General features: G+C 58.8%; 10 protein-coding genes. 3 read left to right on the top strand and 7 right to left on the bottom strand.

Translation table 11 applies throughout. From position 1 onward, the window contains the following. Window positions 1-1,037 precede the first annotated feature (1,037 nt). Window positions 1,038-3,860, bottom strand: a complete 2,823-nt coding sequence (uvrA, locus tag CGL56_RS17915; RefSeq protein WP_099107965.1) for an excinuclease ABC subunit UvrA — start codon at window positions 3,858-3,860, stop codon at window positions 1,038-1,040. A gap of 232 nt (window positions 3,861-4,092) precedes the next feature. Between uvrA and CGL56_RS17910 the strand changes: the two genes are divergently transcribed. After that, on the top strand, window positions 4,093-5,538 hold the full coding sequence (locus CGL56_RS17910) for an amidohydrolase (protein ID WP_099107964.1): 1,446 nt from the start codon (window positions 4,093-4,095) through the stop codon (window positions 5,536-5,538). Between the two features lie 913 nt (window positions 5,539-6,451). On the opposite strand, the gene CGL56_RS17905 is transcribed toward CGL56_RS17910, so the two are convergent. After that, complete coding sequence (locus CGL56_RS17905; protein ID WP_099107963.1) at window positions 6,452-7,939, bottom strand: Ig-like domain-containing protein; 1,488 nt, start codon at window positions 7,937-7,939, stop codon at window positions 6,452-6,454. Window positions 7,940-9,006: 1,067 nt separating this feature from the next. Here CGL56_RS17905 and CGL56_RS17900 point away from each other — a divergent pair. Both CGL56_RS17900 and CGL56_RS18660 read left to right on the top strand, forming a co-directional pair. Beyond that, window positions 9,007-9,954, top strand: coding sequence for a restriction endonuclease (locus CGL56_RS17900; protein WP_099107962.1), 948 nt, complete (start codon window positions 9,007-9,009; stop codon window positions 9,952-9,954). 67 nt (window positions 9,955-10,021) lie between these two features. Next, window positions 10,022-10,237 (top strand): restriction endonuclease, encoded by a 216-nt coding sequence (locus CGL56_RS18660; protein ID WP_099107969.1) that lies wholly within the window; start codon window positions 10,022-10,024, stop codon window positions 10,235-10,237. A gap of 307 nt (window positions 10,238-10,544) precedes the next feature. Here CGL56_RS18660 and CGL56_RS17890 read toward each other — a convergent pair whose 3' ends face one another. The 5 genes from CGL56_RS17890 to CGL56_RS17875 all read right to left on the bottom strand — a co-directional run bounded on the left by CGL56_RS17890 (window position 10,545) and on the right by CGL56_RS17875 (window position 21,498). Then, window positions 10,545-11,090 (bottom strand): hypothetical protein, encoded by a 546-nt coding sequence (locus CGL56_RS17890; RefSeq protein ID WP_143470791.1) that lies wholly within the window; start codon window positions 11,088-11,090, stop codon window positions 10,545-10,547. 134 nt (window positions 11,091-11,224) lie between these two features. Further along, the gene (locus CGL56_RS18165; RefSeq protein WP_143470790.1) at window positions 11,225-12,238 is read right to left on the bottom strand and encodes a hypothetical protein; all 1,014 of its coding nucleotides are present in this window, start codon (window positions 12,236-12,238) and stop codon (window positions 11,225-11,227) included. Between the two features lie 152 nt (window positions 12,239-12,390). Next, complete coding sequence (locus CGL56_RS17885; protein ID WP_099107960.1) at window positions 12,391-13,140, bottom strand: helix-turn-helix transcriptional regulator; 750 nt, start codon at window positions 13,138-13,140, stop codon at window positions 12,391-12,393. A gap of 1,088 nt (window positions 13,141-14,228) precedes the next feature. After that, window positions 14,229-16,271: an adenylate/guanylate cyclase domain-containing protein gene (locus CGL56_RS17880; protein WP_099107959.1), complete on the bottom strand. Its 2,043-nt coding sequence runs from the start codon at window positions 16,269-16,271 to the stop codon at window positions 14,229-14,231. 4 nt (window positions 16,272-16,275) lie between these two features. Beyond that, window positions 16,276-21,498, bottom strand: a complete 5,223-nt coding sequence (locus CGL56_RS17875) for an MBG domain-containing protein (RefSeq protein ID WP_099107958.1) — start codon at window positions 21,496-21,498, stop codon at window positions 16,276-16,278. Window positions 21,499-22,221 lie beyond the last annotated feature (723 nt).

Genomic DNA, 22,221 nt, shown 5'->3' with positions numbered 1-22,221 from the left:
GGCGGCCATGAGTCGGGCCTGGAGCCCCTCCACCCGAAAGGAACGAACTACTGAGGCACAGAGGCTACACTCGTTTTCTCCGTGCCCCTCAGTGACTCTGTGGTGATCCTAAGCTCGGCCCGCCACGTTTAGGGCAACCGCAGTGAGTGGAGCCGCAAATACTACTCTCCTCCCGGCCCTGGAAGGGACGGGTAAAATGAGCGGGGTCAGTTTCGCGGGGGAATACCGCGGAAGGGGCCCTGCGGGTATGACGTTCGCGAACCACAGCAAGCAGCGCCGTGCGGTAGCCAAATCGCATATCAAGAATCGAGTATCGAGAATCGCATATCAAGCGGCAACCTCGGAGGTATATAGCACTCGGCCCAAAGGGCCTCGACCTAAGTGGAATTCACGGAGGAATCGGGCTGAGCGCCTCCCGGCGCGATAATCAGTACCACGGCGGCCATGAGTCGGGCCTGGAGCCCCTCCACCCGAAAAAAACGAACCACTGAGGCACGGAGGGCAACCGAGGCATAACCATTTTCTCCGTGCCCCTCAGTGACTCTGTGGTGATCCTAAGCTCGGCCCGCCACGTTTAGGGCAACCGCAGTGAGTGGAGCCGCAAATACTACTCTCCTCCCGGCCCTGGAAGGGACGGGTAAAATGAGCGGGGTCAGTTCCGCGGGGGAATACCGCGGAAGGGGCCCTGCGGGTATGACGTTCGCGAACCACAGCAAGCAGCGCCGTGCGGTAGCCAAATCGCATATCAAGAATCGAGTATCGAGAATCGCATATCAAGCGGCAACCGACGTGGATTTGACCATTCGGCCCATCACCTTTGGGGTGCGAGCGCAGGCACAAATTGGACTTCGTAAATCCTCCGGCCCTGGAAGGGACGGGTAAAATTAGCGGGGTCAGTTCCGCGGGGGAACACCGCGGAAGGGGCCCCGCGGGTATGGCGTTCGCGTGCGGCAGCCAAATCGCCTATCAAGAATCGAGTATCGAGAATCGCATATCAACCAGTAACCTCCGAGGATTACAACACTCGGCCCATGACCTTAAAGGTACCGCCCCGTATAACTTCCTTCCACCCCTTTCAGCTCCGCCGGCCGGCCCTGGAACACCAGGTGACCTCCGTCGCGGCCGCCTTCGGGGCCGAGGTCGATGACGTAGTCGGCCGAGCGGATTACGTCGAGGTTGTGCTCCACGATGAGTACCGTGTGGCCGTTTTCGACCAGGGCGTTGAAGGCGGTGAGCAGTACCCGCACGTCGTCGAAGTGGAGGCCGGTGGTGGGCTCATCGAAGATGAAGAGCAGGTGCTGGCCGGCCTTGTCCTTGGTCAGGAAGCTGGCCAGCTTGACCCGCTGGGCCTCGCCGCCGGAGAGGGTGGAGCTGGACTGCCCCAGGGTCACGTAGCCTAGGCCGACGTCCTGCAGGGGCTGCAGCTTCTTCATGATCTCCTCCTCTTCGGCGAAGAAGTCGATGGCCTCGTTGATGCTCAGGTCGAGGATCTCGGCGATGTTCATGCCGTTGTACTGTACGTCGAGGATCTCCCGCTTGAAGCGGGCGCCGCGGCATTCCTCGCACTCGAGGCGGACGTCGGCGAGGAACTGCATCTCCACGATCTGTTCGCCTTCTCCCTTACAGGTCGGACAGCGGCCGCCGTCCACGTTAAAGCTGAAGAAGCTGGGCTTGTAGCCGCGGATCTTCGAGAGCTGCTGCTTCACCATCAGGTTGCGGATGGGGTCGTAGGCGCCGACGTAGGTCACGGGGTTTGAACGGCTGCTCTTGCCGATGGGGCTCTGGTTCACCATCTCCACGCCGTCGAGGAACTTCAGGTCGCCGTCCAGCTTCGAGTAGGGGCCCGGGGCCTGGGAGGTACCCTCCCCGAGGTGCCGCAGCAGGGCGGGGTGGAGGATGCCCTTCACGAGGCTCGTCTTGCCGCTGCCGGAGACCCCCGAAACCACGGTAATGGCGTTCAGGGGGATCTGTACGTCCACCTTCTTCAAATTGTGCATGCGGGCCCCTTCCAGCCGGATCCAGTTGGTGAGGCGGCGCGGCTCGGCGGGCGGCTCGATGGCCATTGTGCCGTTCATGTACTTGGTGGTGAGGCTCTCGGTGGCCTCATCGTAGATGTTCTCGTAGGGGCCGGCGAAGATCACCTCGCCCCCGTGGACGCCGGCGCGCGGACCGATGTCGATGAGGTAGTCCGCCGCGGCGATGATGCCCTCCTCGTGCTCGACTACCAGCACGGTATTACCGAGGTCGCGCAGCCGCCGCAGTACCCTTACCAGCCGTTCGGTATCGCGGGGGTGGAGGCCCACGCTGGGCTCGTCGAGGATGTAGAGGCTGGCCGTCAGGTTGCTGCCCAGGGTGCGCGTCAGGTTGATGCGCTGGCTCTCGCCGCCGGAGAGGGTGTTGCTCAGTCGGTTGATGGTCAGGTAGCCCAGGCCGAGGTCCAGCATGCTCTGCAGCCGGTTGTGAATCTCCAGCAGCAGGCGACGGGCGATGGTGGCGTCGTGCTCGTTCAGCTCCAGCTGCTCGAAGTGGGCCTGCAGCAGGTCGATGGGCAGGTCCACCAGTTCGGTGATGGCCACGCCGCCCACCTTCACGTAGGTGGCTTCCTTGCGCAGGCGCTTGCCCTTGCAGTTGTGGCAGAGGGTGCGGCCGCGGTAGCGGGCCAGCATCACCCGGTTCTGGATCTTGTAGAGTTTCTTCTGCAGCTCCTCGAAGAAGGCGTGGATGCCCTGCACGTGGCGGTTGCCGTCCCACACGATGGCCTTCTGCTCGTCGGTGAGGTCGCCGTAGGGGGTGTGGACGGGGAATTCAAAGCGGTTGGCCACTCGCAGGAAGTCGGTCTGCCACTGTCCGTAGGTGCTGCCGCTCCAGGGGGCCACGGCGCCGTCGTAGATGGACAGGCTCGGGTTGGGGATCACCTTGTCCTCGTCGATGCCCATGGTACGGCTGAAGCCCTCGCAGACGGGGCAGGCGCCGTAGGGGTTGTTGAAGTTGAACAGGGCGGGGGAGGGCTCCAGGAAGGTCATGCCGTCAAGTTCGAAGCGGTTGTTGAAGGCCGTCCACTCACCGCCGTCCAGGCTCACGATCACCTCGCCGTCGCCCTCCACGAAGGCCGTCTGTACGGAGTCGGCGATGCGCTTGTTGTTCTCCTCGTCTTCGGCGCGGACCACGAAGCGGTCCACCAGCACCATCATCTCCTCCTCGGTGCTCAGCGTGTTCAGCACCTTTTCCAGGCTGCCGCGGTCGCTCTCCAGCACCTCCTCGATGCGGTGCGGCTCGTCTTCGGCCAGCACGCGGGTGTAGCCCTTCTGTTGCAGCAGCTCCAGTTCGCGGCGCAGGGTGCGGTCGCCGTAGCTGCGCGGGATGGGGGCGTAGAGGTACACCCGGCTGCCCTCCTCGAGGGAGAGGATGTGGTCCACCACGTCGGAGACGGCGTGGCGCTTCACCTCTTCGCCGCTAATGGGACTGTAGGTGCGGCCCACCCGGGCGTAGAGCAGCCGCAGGTAGTCGTAAATCTCGGTGAGGGTGCCCACGGTGGAGCGGGCGTTGGCCGTGGTGGTCTTCTGCTCGATGGCGATGGCCGGACAGATGCCGCGGATGTAGTCGACCTCCGGCTTCTTCATCCGCATCAGGAACTGCCGGGCGTAGCTGCTCAGGCTCTCCACGTAGCGGCGCTGCCCCTCGGCGAAGAGGGTGTCCATGGTGATGCTGGACTTCCCGCTGCCGCTCACCCCGGTGACCACCACCAGCTGGTTCTTGGGGATCGTCAGGTCGACGTTCTTCAGGTTATTGGCGTTGGCTCCCTTGATGAAAATGGCGGTGCGCAGATCGGCCGCCGAATGCTCGTTTCGGTTGGTGGACATGGGTAGGAAACGGCCGGGAGGGGGCGGGGGTTTTGTCGGCCCCGCGTAGCGACGGCTTTAGCGGACAGGCGCAACCGGGGGGCGGCGGCGCGCGGGTGCCGGGCCTCGTCGGACGAACCGCCCCGCCTGGCAACTCGTCGGACGAACCGGCTATCGCCGGAATTCGTCCGACGAGGCCAGGCGGGGGGCAACGTAAAGGTTGTCGTGACTATATTGGAGCAAATTGATCCGTATGAATTACCGTCTACCACTTATTTTTTGCTGGGTATTGCTTGGCCTTCCGGTCCCTCACCTGGCACCCGCGCTCGCCGCCCAGGGCAACCTCAAGGAAGCCGTGAGCAAGAGCATTGAGCAGCAATACGAGGACCTGACCGCGGTGAGCGACAAGATCTGGTCGTACGAGGAAGTCGCTTTCCAGGAAAGCCAGTCGGCCGAGGCCCTGAAGGAATACGCGCGCGCCCAGGGCTTCACGATCAAGGAAAATATTGGTGGCATGCCTACCGCCTTCACGGCGGAGTACGGAAGTGGGAAACCGGTGATCGGGATCCTCGGGGAGTTCGACGCGCTGCCGGGACTCAGCCAAGCCACCGTGCCCCACAAACAGCCCCTGAACGAGGGCGGCGCCGGCCACGGTTGTGGTCACAACCTGTTCGGAACCGCCAGTCTGGGCGCGGCCACGGCCATCAAGGAACTGATCGAGAGCGGTGAGCTGAAGGGCACCATCCGCTTCTACGGTACGCCGGCGGAGGAGAAATACTTCGGCAAGCTGTGGATGATCCGCGCCGGGGCCTTCGAGGACGTCGACGTGGTCATGGACTGGCACCCCTCCGACGAAACGAAGACGGGGGTGCAGACCGGCCTGGCCCTGATCGACTTCATCGTGGAATTCCACGGGCAGGCCGCCCACGCCGCGGGTGACCCCTGGAATGGCCGCGACGCCTCCGACGGACTGGAGCTCTACACCACCGGCATCAACTACTACCGGGAGCACGTAAAACCTAGCGTGCGCATCCACTACGACATCGAGGTCGCCGGGGAGGTGGTCAACGTAGTGCCCGACTACGCCCGCATCTGGACCCGCGTCCGCGACGCCAACTTCGAGGGCGTGCGCCCGGTCTACGAACAGATCAAGCGTATCGCTGAGGGCGCCGCCCTGATGGCCAACGTGGAGTACGAGGTCAAGCTGGTGTCCGGCATCCACGAGGTGCTCGTCAACCGCACCGGCGCCGAGGTACTGCAAAAGAACCTGGAGGAGATGGGCCCCATCGAGTACACCGCCGAGGAGCAGGAATTCGCCAAGGCCATTCAGGACGCCGTGAAAAAGCCGCAGATCGGTGTTGTCAGCAAGATCGAGCCCCTGGAGCCCACCCAGGAGGTCGCCAGTGGCGGCTCCACGGACGTGGGCGACGTGAGCTACGTAGTCCCGGTGATCCGCCTGCGGGCCACCACCGCCCCGAACGGTACGCCTTGGCACAGCTGGGCCGTAGTAGCCTGCGGCGGCATGAGCATCGGTCACAAGGGCATGGCCTTCGCCGCCGAGGCCCTGGCCCGCACCATGGTCGACATCTACCAGGATGAGCAGTTGCGCGAACGCATCAAAGCGGAATTTAAGGAAGACCGGGGCGACTACAAGTACTCCCCGATGGTGCCCGAGGGACCGCCGCCGGTGGGCAAGTAGGGATTTACGATTTCTGGTTTGGAGATTGAGATGCCATGGGGAAGGATCACGCGCTGTGACCGCGAGGCCCATTCTCCGGGTGCCCCGGAATTGACCCCGCTATTTTGAGGCCGTCCCTTCCAGGGCCGGGAGGGTATGCGATTTGCTGGTCTAGGCCCCGTGGGGAGCGATCACGCGCCATGACCGCGATGAACAAACTGGACAGTGTTTGAGAAGGAAAATGGCGTCGCCTCGCGCGTTATGACCGCGAGGCCCATTCTCCGGGTGCCCCGGAATTGACCCCGCTATTTTGAGGCCGTCCCTTCCAGGGCCGGGAGGGTATGCGATTTGCTGCTGACCTTCCTTTCGCGGGGTAATACACCACACCCTTGCAGGTCCTGCAGACAATCCGAAGTTCTGTCGGGATCGGGTTTTGACACCACTGAGCGCGCGGAGGACCACGGAGATTTTCAGTCGGTCACTGCGTGACCTGGTTTATTGTACCGCGGATTTCCGCGGATTGGATTTCGCGGATTCCAGAGATTCAATGGCCTTCGGCCATTTCCTGGACTTCAAAAGGGTTTAAAACCACAGAAGGCACTGAGGGACACAGAGGGTCTTGGATACTCCCTCCGTGGCTCCCTGTGCCTCAGTGGTTCAAATAAATCGGGCCGGGAGGCCCTCCACCCCTCTACCCGGCACCCACGAGCGTCAGCGAGCTTTGCCGCAAATTGGCCATGGTACTTTGTAAATGGTAAATGGTAAATCTCCCCCGGCCCTGGAAGGGACGGCCTAGAATTAGCGGGGTCAATTCCCAGGAATGGGCCTCGCGGTGATAGGGCGTTAGGCGCACGAATCTTTTCAACCGTCCTGGACGCAAACACTCGGCCCAAAGGGCCTCGACCTGACCGTAAATCAGAAATCGTAAATCCTCTTACCGCACAAACCGAGCCACCCCCACTGGCCGGTTCCCGTGGTCCAGCAGCTGGAGGTAGTAGATGCCGGGGGGTAGGTCAGCGGTGAGGCCTAGGGCGGGGCGGTAGGTGCCCGATTGTACTACCTGACCGCCGTAGTCGTAGATCCGAAAGGCGGTGGTGGTTGAAGGGGCGGCGAGGCGCAGTACGTTCCCCTGTATCGGGTTGGGGTAGACCGTAAACACCGGCAGCGCAGGCCGGGGTGCCAGGGCCGTAGAGGCCTCGTTGGTAGAGAAGCTGTAGTGCAGGTCCTCCGCGAGGCGGATGCCCGTGGCGCTGCGCAGGGCGGAGGTGATGGTGAGCGAGTAGTCGGTATTGGCGCGGAGGCTGTCGGGAGTGAAGATCAGCGTATCCCCCGAGGTAGTGAAGGTGCCAGTCACGTTTTGCTGATCGCCGGTGAGGATGACGGAGGCGGTGCTGAAGGTGGCCGCGTCCATATCCTGGTCGAAAACCATCATGATGCGGGCGGCGGTATCCACGCTGGTGGCTCCGTTGGCGGGCGACAGGAAGGTCAGCTGGGGAGCCGGCGAGACCAGCTGGAAATCGACCGTGAGGGTCTGTTCCTCGGCGATGTCGACCGACTGGGTAGCCGCCCCGTAGCCGGGGGCGAAGGTGGTCAGCTGATTGATGCCGGGGGTGAGGTTCGCGATGGTGTAGTAGCCCGCCGCGTCGGTGGTGTCGCTCAGGTTGTTGCTGGTGCGCACGATGGCGCCCGCGATGGGTTGGTTGCTCGCCGCGTCGGTGACCAGACCGGTTACGGTGGCCTGTCGCTCCGATCCGGCCTTGGGATTGATGAGGAGCTTGGCGAAGTCGATCGCGTAGCCGTCGCCGGCCCCGGTGGTGAAGTCATCAAAGACGACCGTCAGGCTACCGTCGTCGAGCAGGTACAGCAGGTCGTTGGGAATGCTGTAGGTGATGATTTTGCCGATGGGACCGGTCTGCCGCAGGGCGTTGACGATGGCCTCCAGGCCACTGGCCCGCACGCCGTCGAGGAAGACGACGTAGTTGGCGTTCCACACCGGAGCCTGAAAGTCGTCCACGAAGAACTGCAGCGTAGCCGCGGTGATGTCCAGCTCGGCATCGAAGGTGAGGGTGATGCCCTGGACATCATTCGCCGGCCGACTGGTCGTGCTGGTGTATCCATCGCGGCCGTTGGGGGGCGTGCCCACATAGCTGGTGATGACCATGATCCGGTCCGTACCCACCGGGTCTACGGGGTCTACCGTCCAGGGAAAGCCGTGGGCGGGGGTGCTGTTGCCGGAGAAGGGGTCAAATCCGGCCGGCCAGCCGAAGCCCAGGTTGTCGATGTCCCCCTTGCGGACCATCAGTTCGGCCTCCGGAGTATTGGTGAGGGTGACGGAGTGCTCTACCCAGTCGCCGTCGTTCTCGGTGACCTGGGACAGCAGCAAAGAAGGCAGTACAAGGCAGAGGTAGAACAGGTGTTTCATGTTGATCAGCGCGTTGCGGGCCCGCGGCCGGGCACCTGAGAATGCGCCCGCCCTGGCCCTGTGAGCGAATACGAGAAAAGCTCCGGCTGCCCCCACCAGTTGCGGCCCCTCCGGATCCCCAGGGAGGGAGGATAAAGCATACTATGTCTGTAATTTCCGTACGGGTGTTCCCTGGTGGCGGGACTGTCATCGGTAGCCGTCCTTGAAGTTACGGGCGGGGAGGTATGTGGCGCAATAGTCTTGGTGGGGATTTACCGGGCCCTCCGCGAAGTGATGGCGCGTGGGCGGGCGAGGATTTACGACAGGACTCTATCGGTCACCTATTTTTTGGAACCGCGGATTTGGTTTCGCTGATTACGGAGATTTATGGCCTTCGGCCATTGCTTTTACTGCAAAGCTTTGAAAACCACGGAGGGCACTGAGAAACACGGAGGTTTTCGGTCGGTCACTGCGTGACCAGAATTAAAGAACCGCAGATTCTCGCGGATTTGGTTTCGCAGATTACGCAGATTTTATGGCCTTTGGCCTTTGCTTTGACTGCAAAGGTTTAAGGACCACGGAAGGCACTGAGGGACACGGAGGGTTTTTGTTATTCCCGCCATGGCTCTCTGTGCCTCAGTGGTTTGAATGAATCGGGCCGGGAGGCCCTCACCCCTTTACCGTCTTGTGCGTAAACACTCGGCCCAAAGGGCCTCGACCTGCCAATCGTAAATCCCCCCGGCCCTGGAAGGGACGGCCCCAAACTAGCGAGGTCAATTCCCAGGAATGGGCCTCGCGGTCATAAGGCTGTACAGAGGACAAGCCTACGATAACAACTCACGAGCCAAAACCCAAGGTCAAACACCCATTTAAAAATCCCATATTTATCACCCCATCCCACTCACCTGCAGTACTTTCCGGGCGTAGGATGACTTTCAAAATATTCATTCAAAATCCCTCAAAAGGTATTGTTGGGAGCGGTCATTGAGCAAGACCATATATCATGGCTTTCCATCCCAATACCTGTTAACAATAAAGACAGAATTTATAAAGTGCGAGCGGAACAACTTGGAGTTAAACTACCGAAAATGACAGACACAGTACCTGATTTTCAAACGTTCTTCCGTCCATTGCTAGAAGTTTTGAGCGACGGAAAGACTCACCACGTCCGCGATTTATATGGGGCACTGGCCGACTACTTTCAGCTGAGTGAACAGGCACGGCAGGAACAAATCCCGAGCGGGAAGCAACTGCTTTACCAGAACCGAATCGGGTGGTCAAAAACGTACCTCAAAAAGGCCGGCCTCATCGATCAGCCGCGCAGAGGTTATGTTGAAATTACCAAACGGGGCAGGAAGGTGCTATCTGACGTCTCCGGTCAATTAAACGTCCGGTACCTCAAAGAGTACTCTGAGGAGTTCGCAGATTTCTATTCGGTCGAAAGCAGCGGTAACGTCGAAACGGATAACAAGATGTCCTCCAGCCCGGAAACGGTAGCCGAGGAGCAGGACACTCCAGAAATCAGGCTAGCCTCGGCCTACAAGAGCATACGCAAGGCAGTGGCGGCAGAGTTGCTGGAGAAGATCAAGTCAAACACCTTCCAGTTCTTTGAGCAATTGGTAGTTGACTTACTTATCGCGATGGGCTATGGCGGGGCGAAAGCCGAAAACGGAATGGTAACTCAGGCTTACGGTGACGGTGGCATTGATGGAGTAATTAATCAGGACAAGCTAGGGTTGGACGGAATCTACGTGCAGGCCAAACGGTATACGGATAAGGCCGTCGGCCGACCGGAGTTGCAAAGCTTTTTGGGAGCGTTGGCCCCTCATGGGGTGAAGAAAGGTATTTTCATCACTACCTCAACCTTCTCCCGCACGGCGCAGGACTTCCTGGACCGAACCGACTACCGCATCGTCCTCATCGACGGCGAACAGCTTACCCAGCTTATGATCGACTATAACGTTGGGGTTTCCATTCGGGATACCTACCACGTTAAGCGGGTGGATACTGATTATTTTGAGGGGGATGTGGTTTAAGTGTTTATACGATTCCCGTAAGCAGGTAACTCGTGTCAAGTACCGTTTTACCCTTTAGCTTGTTGCTCTGCTCAACGAGGAAGGAGACATTGGCCTCTTCATCACCAGCGGCCGCTTCACCGCCGACTCAGAACGGTATGCCCGTGAATCCCACAAGCACATCGAACTAATTGACTTCGCCCGCCTCACCAGCCTCTGGCAGGAGTTCTACCCCAAAATGACCGACGCGCAGGAGGGGCAGCTGCTACTGCAGGCGGTCTGGTATTTGGGGAAGAGTCAGTAAGACCTTGGAGAATTTGTATAGGGGAAGAGTTGGGTAGCGGCTATTGGTAAGCACCGAAGGTGGGCGAATTAAAGCGGAAGTCGTTCAGGAAAGAACAAGAGATCTAGCTCCCGGAAAAGGGGGGCAAACACTCCGGAATATGCATTCGACCCTGACCTTGCTGAATTTAAGAATCTTGGAGCAGCGATCACATCGCTAGGTGCCAAACCGCGATGGGGCGGAGAATATTACATCATACAACTGCTTGAATCTGATCTTCGTGAAAACCTTTGTGTTTGACAGCCTATGATGGATCAGCTGTGGTTTCCTATAGGGGTTCAACGGTTCCTGATTTTGCGTAAGCTGCCACTACGTCTCCAGTCAGCTTTAAAGTAGATCTCTGTCCTTCCTTCAAGATACCCTGTAAACCCACCATTACATATGTGTTAAATGCCTGTTTCGTCCCCATATTAACTTGATCGGATATATTTGTAGCAATTATATATTCCTTGTTCTGGACAAGGTTGTACACTCGCAGCTCTTTTATAAAGAAATTTGCAGAATCCTTGTTCAGAGTAGTAAAGGTTATTGCAACAGAAGCGTCGATGTCATCAAATTGAACAGAATAGGAATGGGATGTTTCTACTGCTTGTTCCCAATTGCTTTCTATGCCCTCCGGCACCTTCCATTCTCTTTGGCTTAAAATAAGAGTAGGATCAATATCATCCTCGTCTATCATTGCTATATAAACAGTGTCACGCGTCGTCTCTACTGTTTCAATCGTAGTCCGGTCTTGAATTGGAATGGATTGATCACAACCTAAAAAGGTTTGGGACAGCAATATCAGAGCTTTTGTTTTGATGCTGATTTTCATACAGGGGTGTTTATAGTGAGTAGCTATTTCTGAGTGATATACCAACATCCTTAATGTTTTGGAAGATTTTTAATTAAGGGGGATATACACGGATGATAGTTTCAGGGGGTTATTGTCACAGATACGGAAAAATGCTAGTTGTTACTGTTCCCATGCGAATTTGACACATCATAGTTCGCGGCAATTGTAAACACATGTCTATTTAAGTTGGATTTCGATAAGCCTGAAAAAGAAAATGCTTGAGCAAAGTTGACTCGAAGTTGAAGCAAACCGCTAACCTCAACTACTAAATCTGCAGTTATTCCATGCACGAAACTTTTTTCGGATATTCCAAGTGCTTCGTCAATAGGTTCAGCGCCAGTTAAAATCGCTGTTGTGAATAGTCGAGCTTGAGCTAAAAATCGGCCCTTATTAGTTAATGAATTATTTCTGTCGAAGGCATCGGCGGTGAATATGATTCCGGCATCTGCATAACCAGTCGGAATAGTTGAGCTGACGCTATCAGTTTCTGATCTAGTTCCAAGAAGTTTGAAACCACCACTAACTCCAAAGTCCAAAGATGAAGTTTTGTCACTTCTTTTTGGATCGTTCTTTAAAGGATAAAAGCGCATGTCGTTTTTTGAAAAAATGAGATTTACTAATCCTCCAGTTGGTTGAATTAGCGAGTTGAATGTTAATTGATTGTCAGGGGTTTCGTCGAAGCCCTCTTGCGTCACAGTAGTAGTTAAATCTAGTTGGACAGTCCTAATATTCGGATTTCCGATATTTAATCTCAATATGTCGAGGGAAGCGATAGGCTGTGTTCCACCCGTAAAGCCTAACTTTCCATAATTTAACCAATTAATTGTGGGCTGAGTGGCTTTGTTTAGGGGGGTGTTCTTTATTGAAGATTCGTCAATTAAGAAAACGTTATTCCCTTCTTCGTCCAACCTCTTTATGGATTCAATATCCGCCGACTTCAGCCCTAGCCAATTATCAGCAAGAGTGTCAGGGTTAATTAGCCTTAACTTTAGTGTCTCACTTGTTGGTAATACTGCGCCATCCGGTGAGTAGTACTCTCGATTACTTTTAAGGTCTATTATCTGGGCTATACAGGTGTTAGCACAAAGAGACATCAAAGCAATCAACAATTTAATTTTAATTTGCATGTTTCATTACTTTTCAATTTTAACAATAATGCAATGGTTTCTAGACTAAGCTGTAATTTGTTAATCTAATTTGCAGGCGAAAGATTATGCGGGTAGCAATATTTTTACCTCACTAGAGGTCGGTATATTTCATTAGCTGACTTTAGTAGAGCCTACACCACCCCCACCCCCCGCCCCCAACCCACCAGTTCCACCGGGCTCTTGGCTCCGGCCTTCCGCAGCAGGTTCTTGCGGTGGGTGCATACGGTATGGTAGCTGATGAAGAGTAGGCGGGCGATGGCGTGGCTGTCGAGGCCCTGGGCTACGAGTTTGAGGATCTCAATCTCGCGGCGGGTGAGCTCGGCGGCGGCAGCGGTGCAGCTGAAGGAGAGGATCTTGCAGTGGGTGGATCCGTCCGGGGTGGGGGAGTGGATCTGCAGCTGGCAGGCCTGGGGCACCTTCAGGGCGGTGATGTCGGAGACCAGGGTGAAGTCGGCCAGGGGGCGGCCGCGGTGGTCGAGGTTGGGGAAGGAGAGGTGGTGACTGAGGTGGAGGTAGTCGCCCAGCCGGGTTTTCATGCGACAGGTGAACACGAAGCTCAGGTCGCCGCGCAGGGCGGGGTCGTGGCGGAGCAGTTCGCGGTTGATTTCCGCGTAGATCTTCTGTACGCAGTCGCGGTCGTCGGGGTGTACCTGCCGGAAGGCTTCCAGCGGTCCGCTGAACTGCCACGATTCGCGGTCGTAGCCCAGCAGGTGGAAGATCCCCGGGCTCACGTACCGGAACCTTCCCGTCTGATAGTCTACGGAGTAGCAGTAGACGTGGGAGTGGGCCAGCAGGTGCTCGAAGGCGAGGTCCGGACTGAGGGGCGGCAACGCGGTACCACCCCGGTCCCGGCCGGCGGCTAAGTCGTGTAATGGGTGCATAGTGCTATGAGTCGTCGGTGTGCGGTGTCTATCCCCCGGGGCCAGGGCGGGTAACCCGTTGGACCATAAAATTTAAGTGCAATGGGTGATGACCAATAGGTGTGGGGTGGACAAAAGGCAAAAATGGGTGCTAAGGCTTTCCTAAATTACGGAAGGGTTAGCCATTATTACTATAGGGTAGGGAATATTTCTTTTTTGGCCCGTAGGCGGGTTCCGTGTACGTACTTAATGCCTGGGGACAATTACCGTAGATTTTCGCAGTTTGGGTTTCGCCGATTACGTAGATTTTATGGTCTTCGGCCATGACGGTGGAGATCAAAAATTCAACAACCACTGAGGGCGCGGAGGACTACAGAGGTAATTATGGGCTATCCTCAGTGGCTCTCTGTGTTGCTCCGTGGTTAACATGAATCGGGCCGGGAGGCCCTCAGCCCTTTACTGTCTTGTACGTAAACACTCGGCCCAAAGGGCCTCGACCTACCACGAGCGGCAGCGAGCATGGCCGCAAATTTTTACATGGTACTTTGTAAATGGTATATGGTAAATCTCACCCGGCCCTGGAAGGGACGGCTCCGAATTAGCGGGGTCAATTCCCAGGAATGGGCCTCTCGGTGATAGGGCGTGATCTCCCGAAAATCCCCCTAACATCAAAGGTGAAATAACTCACCACGGAGCGCACTGAGAAACACGGAGGTTCTGTTCGGTCACTGCGTGACCTATTTATGGAACCGCAGATTTTCGCGGATTTCGTTTCGCCGATTACGCGGATTTATGGCCTTCGGCCGGTAGCTGGGAATCAAAAATTCAACAACCACGGAGAGCGCTGAGGACCACAGAGATAATTATGGGCTTTCCTCAGTGGCTCTCTGTGTTGCTCCGTGGTTCAAATGAATCGGGCCGGGAGGCCCTCAACCCTTTACCGTCTTGTACGTAAACACTCGGCCCTAAGGGCCTCGACCTGCCAATCGTAAATCCCCCCGGCCCTGGAAGGGACGGCCCCAAACTAGCGGGGTAATTCCCAGGAATGGGCCTCGCGGTCAAAAGGCGTGAGACAATCAAACCTCGCAAATCAGAAATTGTAAAATCTCCTATTGCGGCGGCGCCATCCCCCGGGCTTCACGTTCCAAAGGCTGGTCTTCCACCATCGGCCGCTCCACGAAGTACATATTCAGTTGCTCTCCGTTTTTGGCTTCCACCCGGCCGCGGTAGGTGCAGGCGAACTGGTCGCGGACGAGTTCGTAGGTAAGGTCCGAAATGTTGATGCGGCCGGGTTCCGAGCAGGTTTCCATGCGGCTGGCGATGTTCACGGTGGGGCCCCAGATGTCGTACTGGAACTTTTTGGTGCCTACTACGCCGGCCACGACGGGACCGGTGCTGAGACCAATGCGCATTTCGAAGGGGATGATACCCTCTGGCTGTTCGGTTTTGACGTTCCGGACGAAGGCGGCCATCTCGAAGGCGGCATAGATGGCATCGTAGGGATTGGTCTCGTTGGCTACCGGCAGTCCGCCCGCGCACATGTAAGAGTCCCCGATGGTCTTGATCTTTTCCAGCTGATAGCGGCCGGTGATCTCGTCGAAGGCCCGGAAGTAGTAGTCGAGGCTTTTGACCAGTTCCGTCGGCGGATAGTTTTCGGCAAACTCCGTGAAGCGCTTGAAGTCGGTGAACAGCACCGTGACGCGCTCGTAGCGCTTGGCCTTGACGTAGCCGTTCTGCTTGAGTTCCTCGGCGGTATCGCTGGGCAGGATGTTGAGCAGGATGCGCTCGGAACGGTTGCGCTCCTTCCGGATGAGGCGGTTGATTTTCTTGGCGAACCGGTACTGGTAGAAGACACCCCCCACCATCAGGGTAAGGAAGAAGGCGATGGCGAACAGGAAGTTGCGCAGGGTATGCGCCCGCTGGATCTGCACCTCTTTCAGGTCGTTGTCCTTGTTGAGCATCGCGATCTCGTTCTCCTTCTTTTCGATGTCGTACTTGAACTGCAGCCCCTGGATGCGATTGTCCTTCTCGATAGTGTAGAGGGTATCGCGGATGGAATTGAGCAGACTCTGGTACCGGTAAGCCTCACGGTAATCGGACTGGCTGGCGTAGGCTTCCGTCAGACCGGCGAAGGCATCCCGGATGCGGATGAGGGAGCCTACTTCGCGGGCCAGCACCAGGGCCTGTTTGAACGTCTCCACCGCCTGGTCAAATTGCTGGCTGAGCAACTGGGTTCCCCCTATGCCGACCAGGGCGGTTGCCATTTCCAGACGGGCGTCCCGCCCGTCGGCCACCGCGAAAGCGCGGCGGTGGTATTCCAGGGCCTTGCGGTAATCTCCCCGCGCGGCGTAGGTCTTGCCGAGGTTGTAAAGGGCATAGGGTGCGTTGCCTCCCGACTGCTCGTAGGCCGCCAGCGCTTTTTCAAAGTAGAGAATGGCCCGCTCGAAGGCCCCCTGCTCCAGGTAGATTTCACCCAGGTTGACCGCCGAAGTCGCGATGGCCTCCAGGTCGCCAAGCTGCTCACTGATGGTCAGGGCCCGTGAGTAATAGTCAAGCGCTCGGCCATGGGTGGTGGTGTCGTTAAAGTATACCGCTCCAATGTTGTTCAGGGCGGTGGCGATGCGGAGGGAGTCGTTGATCCGTTCGGATACCTGCAGGGAGCGCAGGTAGTACTCCAGCGCCTTGGGGTCGTCGCCCTGGTTGAAATAGACCGCCCCGATGTTGCTGGTCAGGTTGCTGATGCCGAGGCGGTCGTTGATGGATTCGAAGATATCCAACGATTGCTGCCAGTTCTCCAGTACCTGGAGGTAGTCGCCCGTGATGTAGTGCGCCAAACCGATGTTCTTCAGCGCGTAGGCCAGACTGGTCTGATCGTCGATCTCGCGGGCCAGCTCACGGGCATCCTCGGCGTACGCAATGGCGGAGCTGGGGTCCGACCGGAAGGTGAGGGTGCTCAACTCGAGCAGCGTCCGCAATCGGAGGGTGTCGCTCCGGGCCGCGCTCAGGACCCCGCGTAAGCTGTCGACGGCCGGATCGGCCGCCCGCGCACCCTGTGCCAATCCGATGAACAGGAGGATCAGAAGGAACAGCTGTCGGCCGCCCGGTGCCCTTGCGGCATTGATGTTACGGTTATTGAATACTGTTGTTGGCATAGCGCTATTCCTTGATCACGACTACCGTCTCCAGCGCGTTTCCATACTGTAGTCGCAAATAATACATCCCCGACGGTGCATCCGTCAGGTCGATGGTGGTGTTGGCTTCCCCGGTTCCGGTGGATGCTTCGTTCCAGATCACCCGGCCGAGTACGTCGGTCAGGCTCAGGCGTGCGTCTCCTGCTTCGGGCAGGGAGTAGGTTACCCGAACTTCACTACCGGCCGGGTTGGGGTAGGCCTCCAGGGTGGCGGTGGGGCGCGGAGCCTCCCGGAGGTAGTCCGGCGGTGCAGACTGACTGCTGTTCGCGGGGCAGGGGTTGGCCTGGGAGCCCATGCGCGACTTGTCCAGGCAGCCGAAGGTTTCCAGTTCCCACCTGATGCGGTCGTTGTTCGTGTAGATGTCGAAGGTGTGGACGGTATTGGCCGCGAACAGTTCCGGCAGGACGGCGGCGGATTCCCGGGCGGCCGCCGCAGGCGTCAACCGGTTCCTGGAACCCGCGGGCACGAAATAAGCGTCAGGGGTGCGGTTGGTATAGCTGAGCCGCAGCCGCAGGGAGTAGCTCACCCCGTTGATCACCACCGGGGTAGCCAGCTTCTCCCGGCATTCGATCTGTACCCTGATCTTGCTTTGGCAGCCGCCGGAGGGATTGACGTACAGCTGGCCATCCGTCACGTTCGCGGTATACGGACCGCCCGCGGGAAGCCCGGCAGTAATCGGGTACACCCCGGGTACCACCGGGTCGGGCAACTGCACCGAATAGCTGAGGTCCGGCACGGTCGTTTCCCCGCACCGCAACCCGGTCACCGTGGCCGAGAAGGAGGCCGGGATCGGATCACCTACCGTCATCACCTGGTTGTTCACGACAATGTCGAGGGGGGCGGGCAGGATGGTCAGGGCCCCGGGATGATAGCTCACGGCGTAATTGTTCGTGAGCGGAGGGTTCACGAATTGAATGCGGTCAGCCGTGGTACAGCCGTCGGCCGGCGTGGTGGTAAATCCACCGGGAAATACCGTGGAGGCCCCCTCACCGGAAATGAAGCCATCATACCGGAAGGTGGGGTAAAGCGGATCGCCGTAGTTGACGGTCGCGTCATCGATCGTAACGTCCAGGGCCTTGCGGGTAACCGTCAGCTGTCCGTCCACGAAAACCAGCTGGTAGTTGTGGGGGAAGGGGGTGGTGCTGGCCGAAAGGACGTGGGGGCCGTCCACCGGACAGGGGTAGGGACAATCGGTCGTAAGCGTCAGGCCGTCGGGGAAGACCGTGTCGACGCTATCCCCAAGCACCAGGCCCGAAAGGGTGGCCGAACCCGTGGGGGCTTCACCGTAGGTGATGGTTTCATCGTCGACGGTAACCACCAGCGTGGCCGGATTGATTTCCAGCGGCGCGGGTGCGTAACTGATCACGAGCTGGTCGTTGATCAGGGCACCCGGGACGATGTACTGGGTGCCGACGGTCAGGCCCGTCAGCAGCGTCACCGGCGTGAACTTCAGGGTGTCGGTAGCGCCCAGGCCCGCGTCGGCGGAGTCCAGGGCCACCAGACTGCCCTCGAAGGCGTTCAGGATGCGCTCTACCCGCCCCTCGGCTTCGGCGTTCACCAGGGGAATGCCATTGATCAGGGTCACGCCGTTCACCAGGGGGATGCCGTTAACGAGGGGGATGCCGTTGACCAGCGGGATGCCGTTGACGATGGGGATCCCGTTAACCAGGGGAATACCGTTGACCAGCGGAATGCCAAACAGCTTCGCCTGTCCGTTCACCAGTGGGATGCCGTTGACCAGCACGGTGCCCGGCACCAGGTCGGAGTCTTCGCCCAGTTCGATCGAGGGCACACTGAAGACGTCCGCTCCGATCTCGAACAGCCTGGCCGTGGTGCTGCCGTTAACCAGCGGAATCCCGAAGGAAGCGGCGGTGGGGGCGCTGCTCACGGTATTTTCGCTGACGTAAAAGGTGCGATTCAGCAGAGAGATGCCATTGTCCACCCCATCGTCGCTGCCGTCGAGGTAGGGCTGACCATTGACCAGCGGGATACCGTTGACGAGGGGGATGCCCTTGACGATCGCTACTCCGTCGGTCCTGCCCAAGGCGGCTTCGTGCTGTTGCTGCACGGCGTTGGCGATGACCGGATCCACCTCCCCTTCGAAGATATAGTCGTATTCAATGGGGGGGATCGGGGCGCCGTAGGTCATGGCGGCCGGTTTGGGCCGGATGGTCAGCGGCAGGGGGTCTACCGACAGGATCCCGGGTACCGCCTGCAGCCGGTACAATTCATTGATGGCCGGGTCGAGGGCAGCCGGATCCCAGACCGGGGTGATGGCATAACCGACGTCGACGATCAGGCTGTTGGAAGTGGCCGCGGTCTGCAGACTGATGGCGGCTTCGATCAGGGGCAGTACCGCCGGGTCGACGGGCGCTCCCGTACTTTCGATCCGGAAGGTTAGCTCGGGCAGCGGAGTCCCGTATTTCTTGCGCTGGTTATCGGCGATGATCCGCACGTCGGTGAGGGGGATATCCTGAAAGGTCAGGGTATCGGACGCACCGCCGCCGGCGCCGTTGGTGAGGGGCACGTTGGGTGGATTGACCAGGTAGATGGGGGGATTGCCCACGAATGGCGGAACCACCACCTCGGCGCGCCTGCCGTCGGGACTGATGGAGGTTATCTCCAGCGTCTGATCCCGGAAGAAAACGAGGGTGGCGGGATCGAGGAAGTCTCCCTCGAGAATGAGGTCGAAGGCTACGTCGCCGGGCTGTTGTCCGTCTGGCAGGTTTTCTACGTTGAGGGCCGTAAGCCGGGGGCGGGGATTCGAGAATTCATCGATCGCGGCGAAGGCGGAGATGAAGCCGTAGCCCCCCGCAAGGTCGTAAGTGCCGCCGTAGGAGGCGGTTTGCCGCAGCAGATTGCCTACCCATTGGCTGGCGGATTGTCCGCCAGGGTCGATCCCGAACTTCTGCCGGGCTTCCAGCAGCAAGGCGGCCGTGGCGGCCACGTGGGGGGCGGCGGCCGAGGTGCCGAAAAAGTTGGGGATGCCGTCCTTTTCCAGGTCCAGCGAGCCGAAATTGACGCTGGTATTCCCGCCGTTGGGGCCGGTAAAGTCCGGCTTTTCGCGCCCCGTGGCTTCACCCGCGATGGGCGTACCGCCGGTTGACGAGAAGGATTCCACCGCCCCCGTGTTGTTGTAGCGTACGGCTCCCACCGTCAGGGCCTCGGTAGCGTTCGCGTGCCCAACGATCGTTGAATTTTCGGGATTCGGGGTGGCGCTGATGTATTCGGCATCAAAGACCCCCTTGTCGCCGGCGAGGAAGACCACGTACTTGAACTTCACCGGTCCGCCGCCGCTGCCCGGGCCCCGTTCGATCCGGATGTTGGTAGTGGTGGGGTTCACGACCTGGAAAGGCAGGACCTCGAGGGGATCGCCCCCCAGGTTGTTGCGGTTGAATCCGTACAGGGTGGTACCGTCTTCCTCGGTGAGGTAAATGTCCAGGTCCTCCACGGTGCCCTGGGCCGTCTCGCCAATGGAGTAGAAGTTGTCTTCCCACTGCAGCACCAGCAGGTAAAAGCCTTTGTCCAGGGTAACCCGTTGCAGGACATCTCCGCCGCCGAAGTCGTGTTGGCCGCGGCCGGCGGCGAGGGTGCCTTCGTAGGAGCGGGAGGCGAAATTGCCGGCCGCGGTCACGTAGGTGACGTCCTCTTCCGCGGTAGCCGACTGGATGGCTTGCGCCACCATTCCGTCCTTCAGGTAGGGTTCGGTGAGGTAGATCAGGTCATCCACGATCACGTCGCAATCGTAATTTTTGGCCAGGTCGGTGATGCCGGCGGCGAAGTTCCCGGCACTGATGAAGCCGGTCCGGAAGAAAAGCTCGGCGTCCGGCGCCACGTCGTGCACGATCTGCAGCATCGCCCGCCCCTCGTCGGAACCCGCCACGGTGAGCGGTGCCCCGTTGACGATGACCGGCACCTCCGTTACCGCCCGGTCTCCGCCGGGCAGGTCGCCGTTGCCGATATCGGCGTTAAGGCCCGCCAGGTTGGTTTTGTAGCTGTCGGAGATCACGCCGATCTTCATTCCGGCCCCGCTCAGCCCGAATCCGTCCCGCGCCGGAAAGGATCCCTGGGCGGTGTCGCCCTGGCTGGTGATCAATCCGGTATTGATGATGGCCGGAAAGGCGGGCCGTACGTAGTTGATGATGTCGTCCCGGGAATTCAGCGAGTTCAGCTGGCTGATGGGGAAGTATACCGTGATGATCAACTGATTCGCCCCGTTGTCGATGAAGGCGGCGGACGGGATGCCGTAGGTATTGTTCAGCAGGTCAACCACCTGCTGCCGTTGGCCATCCACGACGATGATGTCGATCAGTACCTCATCCGACTGGATGCGGTAGATGCGCGGGGAAGGGGGGTTGGCCGAGTCGTAGTTGGCCGCCAGGGAGGTCAGTTCCGAACCGATGAGTGCTTCCACCTTGGTGGTCGGATTGTAGCCCGGCAGGATGTCGCAGTTGCCGCTGATGCATAGGCAGAACTGCGTCACGCCGGCACAGTCCTCCGCGCCGGGCACGTTGCTGGTGTTGCCGCTGGAGCAGTAGAGGATGCCCGTGGCCGCCCATTGCCCGTAGTTGTTGATGTTGCCATCCTGGGTGGTGACGGTGCCCTGGCCGGAGAGCGTGCCGTAGTTGTTGAAGTTGCCGTCAATTAAGTCCAGGCACGAACGGTCCAGGACGGTCGTTCCGTTGTTGTTGAAGTTGCCGTCCTTGACGATGAAGGCGTTGGTCGCATGCAGGGTGCCGCCGTTGTTGAATACCCCCGGACCGATTTCGAGCCGGCCCGTGTTGATGGTGACTTCCCCGCCCGCCTGCACGTTCAGGTTGGAAGACAGGCGCAGGGCCGCGCCATTCTGAATGGTGATCGAGCCCGAAGCCGGCACGTCGATCGCCTGGTTCTGGGTATAGTTGATCGAGTGACCGATGATGACCACCTGCCGCGTCAGCTGCCGACTCGGAACGGGGTTCGCATTACACCCCCCGCCACTGCAGCTCCAGGCCGCGGAACTGAGCCAGTCGTCACTTCCCCCGGTGGTGGTGTAGGTACGTACGTTCTGGGCCGCCGCCGAACTGCTGAACGCGAGCCAGGCAGCGAAGAAAAGCAGTGTGGTGGTAAATGCCCGAAAACCCTTGAGTGGCGGATAGGAGAAAAGGGGAACAGAGCCTACTGTTCCTTGGCGGGAGTGAATGTTCATGTGTAAGTGTCTTGCGGTCAGCGACCAGAACCCTGTTGTGGAAGTTAGGGAGAATTCTACTGGCCCGCAACCGGAAGTTTAAACTGGTACCCCGACCCGGCCCCCGCTCCGCAATCCGGCCAAATTTTCTCATTTACAGGAGATTATCCCCGCCGGTTGCCCCGTTTCCGCTGGCGCTTTCCATTGTGCTGTGGACACTGGGAGGTGCTGCAGTCGCTACTGATTACCCAGGGAGTGGAAACCACTGAGGGCACGGGGGATGCTGATTGGTTCTCCGTGGTGCCCTGTGCTGTTCTGTGGTTTTTTGAAGGCTACGTTGGTCCGTTACGTTGTTGGGCAACCGCAGATTTTCGCGGATTGGCTTTCGCCGATTCCACAGAATTATGGCCTTCGGCCATTGCTTTGACTGCAAGGGTTTAAAAACCACGGAAGGACACTGAGGGGCACAGAGGTAATTAGGGGATTTCCTCTGTGGCTCTCTGTGTTGCTCTGTGGTTAAAATGAATCGGGCCGGAAGGCCCTCAGCCCTTTTCCGTGCTGGACGTAAACACTCGGCCCAGAGGGCCTCGACCTGCCACGAGCGCCAGCGAGCATGGGCGTGCATTGTCCATACCTGAAATAGCTTGACACAATCGTACACATCGATTATGTCATCAAATTCAGAACAGCCCACCCTGAAGCAGAAGTACACGCGGCGCTTCAGCGAGCCCTTCAAACGCCGCT

Source organism: Neolewinella marina (genome assembly GCF_002631205.1).
GTDB classification, from domain to species: domain Bacteria; phylum Bacteroidota; class Bacteroidia; order Chitinophagales; family Saprospiraceae; genus Neolewinella; species Neolewinella marina.
This window is presented reverse-complemented; position numbering and strand designations above follow the sequence as displayed.

Bases quoted from the DNA above. Each gene is read 5' to 3' on its own strand.
- uvrA (WP_099107965.1), bottom strand. From the start codon at position 3,860: ATGTCCACCAACCGAAACGAGCATTCGGCGGCCGATCTGCGCACCGCC.
- CGL56_RS17910 (WP_099107964.1), top strand. From the start codon at position 4,093: ATGAATTACCGTCTACCACTTATTTTTTGCTGGGTATTGCTTGGCCTT.
- CGL56_RS17905 (WP_099107963.1), bottom strand. From the start codon at position 7,939: ATGAAACACCTGTTCTACCTCTGCCTTGTACTGCCTTCTTTGCTGCTG.
- CGL56_RS17900 (WP_099107962.1), top strand. From the start codon at position 9,007: ATGACAGACACAGTACCTGATTTTCAAACGTTCTTCCGTCCATTGCTA.
- CGL56_RS17890 (WP_143470791.1), bottom strand. From the start codon at position 11,090: ATGAAAATCAGCATCAAAACAAAAGCTCTGATATTGCTGTCCCAAACC.
- CGL56_RS18165 (WP_143470790.1), bottom strand. From the start codon at position 12,238: ATGCAAATTAAAATTAAATTGTTGATTGCTTTGATGTCTCTTTGTGCT.
- CGL56_RS17885 (WP_099107960.1), bottom strand. From the start codon at position 13,140: ATGCACCCATTACACGACTTAGCCGCCGGCCGGGACCGGGGTGGTACC.
- CGL56_RS17880 (WP_099107959.1), bottom strand. From the start codon at position 16,271: ATGCCAACAACAGTATTCAATAACCGTAACATCAATGCCGCAAGGGCA.
- CGL56_RS17875 (WP_099107958.1), bottom strand. From the start codon at position 21,498: ATGAACATTCACTCCCGCCAAGGAACAGTAGGCTCTGTTCCCCTTTTC.